Source organism: Psychrobacillus sp. (genome assembly GCF_056205495.1).
Window position 1 is genome coordinate 1 of sequence record NZ_JBAEAP010000646.1, and the last position, 2,939, is coordinate 2,939.

3 protein-coding genes are annotated in these 2,939 nt (G+C 41.1%); all 3 read right to left on the reverse strand.

Annotation, left to right across the window (positions count from 1 at the left end; translation table 11 throughout):
* The coding region (gene pstA / locus AC06OU_RS18595) for a phosphate ABC transporter permease PstA (protein ID WP_475857701.1) at nucleotides 1-736 on the reverse strand (736 nt) is incomplete at its 3' end.
* A gap of 1 nt (nucleotide 737) precedes the next feature.
* Complete coding sequence (gene pstC / locus AC06OU_RS18600; protein ID WP_251552639.1) at nucleotides 738-1,652, reverse strand: phosphate ABC transporter permease subunit PstC; 915 nt, start codon at nucleotides 1,650-1,652, stop codon at nucleotides 738-740.
* 33 nt (nucleotides 1,653-1,685) lie between these two features.
* Nucleotides 1,686-2,510 carry a phosphate ABC transporter substrate-binding protein gene (locus tag AC06OU_RS18605; protein WP_475857702.1) on the reverse strand — a complete coding sequence of 275 codons (825 nt, stop codon included), beginning with the start codon at nucleotides 2,508-2,510 and terminating at the stop codon, nucleotides 1,686-1,688.
* Nucleotides 2,511-2,939: the final 429 nt, after the last annotated feature.

Genomic DNA, 2,939 nt, shown 5'->3' on the forward strand with positions numbered 1-2,939 from the left:
CTGCTGCCAATTCAATATTTCCCGTTTCCTGAGTAACTAAGTAAGAATGTACTGTTAACGTTCGTGCTGAAGAGAAAATACTATCTGGCATCGCAGCAACTGTTCCTGCTGTTAAGAAGATAGCTGCCGATTCTCCCACGATACGTCCGATGGAAAGAATAATTCCGGATAAAATCCCTGGCATTGCACTTGGCAAAATAATTTTATAGAGCGTTTGTAGCTTCGTCGTCCCGAGTGCTAGAGAACCTTCTCGATACGTGTTATGTACCGTCTTTAATGCCTCTTCCGTCGTCCGGATAATGACTGGTAAAACGATAATCGTTAATGTCAGGGATGCCGCGATAATAGACATACCAAGCTTTAACGTAGCCACAAAGAATACCGCACCAAACAATCCATAAATAATAGAAGGAATCCCTGTTAGACTTTCAGTTGCGTAGCGAATGATTTTCACTAGTCGACCTTGCTTTGCATACTCGTGTAAATAAACGGCTGCCAAAATACCGATTGGTGTTGCAATAGCCAGTGAAATCAGAATCGAGTAAATAGTGGTGACGATCATCGGCCAGATGCCGCCTCCCTCAGTTGGAGAGTAATCGCCGAATATAAAATCAAAGCTGATTAATCGAAAGCCTTTATAAAAAATATAGCCAACAATGACAACGAGAATAGCAACCGATATGAAAGCAGAAAACCATAAGAGGCCACGTAATATATTATCCTTTACCCTATTCATATTAGTTGCCTCCTCTTGCTGTAATTCTGGCTAGTACGAAATTTAAAATTAGAATGAAGGAGAATAAGACAATCCCCGTTGCAAATAACATTTCCTGATGAGTTCCAAACGCATATCCCATCTCTAAAGCAATATTCGTAGTCAACGGTCGAACACTGTCTGTAAGACTTGTAGGAATGATCAAGCTGTTCCCCGCAACCAAAATAACGGCCATCGTCTCTCCGATAGCTCGTCCTAATCCAAGGACAATCGCTGCCATGATTCCAGACTTTGCAGCAGGAACAATTACTTTGAAAATGGTCCCGATATGAGATACACCAAGCGCTAAAGAGCCCTCTGTGTATGCCTTAGGTACAGCACGTATCGATGTCTCTGCTACTGTAACAATCGTAGGAAGCATCATAATGGCTAACACAAGAATGACTGCCAATAAGCTTTGTCCTCTTGCTAGTCCAAAGTTGTCCTGTAAAAAAGGAACGATAATCGCAAGTCCAAATACCCCGTACAATACAGAAGGGATACCAGCTAATAGCTGAATAGCTGGAGAAATTAATTTAGCTAGCCACTTAGGTGCAATCTCTGCTAAGAAAATCGCCGTGAACAAGCCAATTGGAACTCCAATAATTAATGCACCAATTGTCGCGAATAGAGAAGCCACGATCATTGGGAAAATACCGAATTTATCCTCACTTGGAACCCAGTCCGAGCCGAAAATAAAATCTATAAAGCTATAGCCCTCTGCTATAAACGGATAGGATCCTTTATAAAATACAAAACCTACTATTAACGCTAAACTGATGACCGATAATAAGGCGCAAGCAAGGAAAACCTTTGCAGATAAACCTTCTAGAAAATACTTGCGTTTGTTCGCTTTTTCTATTTCAACGGTTTGCTTCTCGAATGGTGGTGTAGTCACGCAAGTTCCTCCCATTATGTAATTTCACAGATTTTATTGAAGAATAGGGATAGCTCCTGCCTCCGAAACTATTTGCTGTCCTTCAGGATTTAAAATATAATCGATAAATTGCTGCCCAGCAGCTGTTAACTCGCCTTCCTTATAAACGAATAAGAATGGTCTTGAAAGACCGTACTTTTCGTCCAGCACGTTTTGTGCGGTCGGCTCTACGCCATTAATCTTCATCGGGTAGATCGTTTCATCGATATATTCGAAGGAAATAAAGCCAACTGCGTGCTTATTTGTTGCCACTGTTGTCTTGATATTACCGTTCCCACTAGCAACAATCGCATTTCGAATCAATTCCCCAGAGGAATAGCCGACAATTTCCTGGAACGCATCACGAGAACCAGAGCCGTCCTCACGCGAAACAACCACAATCTCTAAGTCTTCTCCGCCAAGCTCCTTCCAGTTCTTCACCTTACCAGTGAAAATCTGCTTCACCTGTTCCATCGTTAAGTTCTCCACCTTATTCGATGGATGCGTCACAATAACAATTCCATCATAAGCAATAATAATTTCTTCTAACTGAGCCGCTTCCTCGTCCTTTAAATCACGAGAGCTCATTCCAATTTCCGAAACACCATTTGTTGCATTGGTAATCCCAGCAGATGACCCAATTTGGTTAACCTCTATTTTGACCGATTCTGTTTCCTCATACTTCATCGCCAGCTTCTCTGCCAAAGGTCCCACCGAAGTAGACCCAGATATAGAGATCGTCTGCTTATCGCCACTATCCTGCCCTGAGTCATTACCTCCACAGCCAGCTAACAACGCAATCGGAATAACGAGAGAAACAATCGCTTTTTTAAATAACATGGACAACCTCCAAAAGTTATAGACTTCTATCTACTCTCCATCATAAGGCTAATTTCTTAACGTTCTATTAAGTGAATGTAAAGGTATTGTAAACTTTCTAAAAATGAATTAAATATATTGTGAATTTAATGAAAAATCGGTAAAAAGATATGGTGTGAATAGCGAGATATGGGAACGGTTAAAATTGTTGAAGTGACACCTAAAACAGAGATAACCGCACCTAAACAGGAGCTGTCTGTCACCTAAAATTGGGAATGTGTCACCTAAAACTGGAGATGCGCACATAAAACCTTTAAAGTGACACCTAAATCAGGGATCATCGCACCTAAACAGGAGCAATCTGTCACCTTAAATTGTGAATGTGTAACCTAAACCGAAGCTGTGCACCTAAAAATTAAAAAGTAACACCTAAATCTGCGATAACCGCAC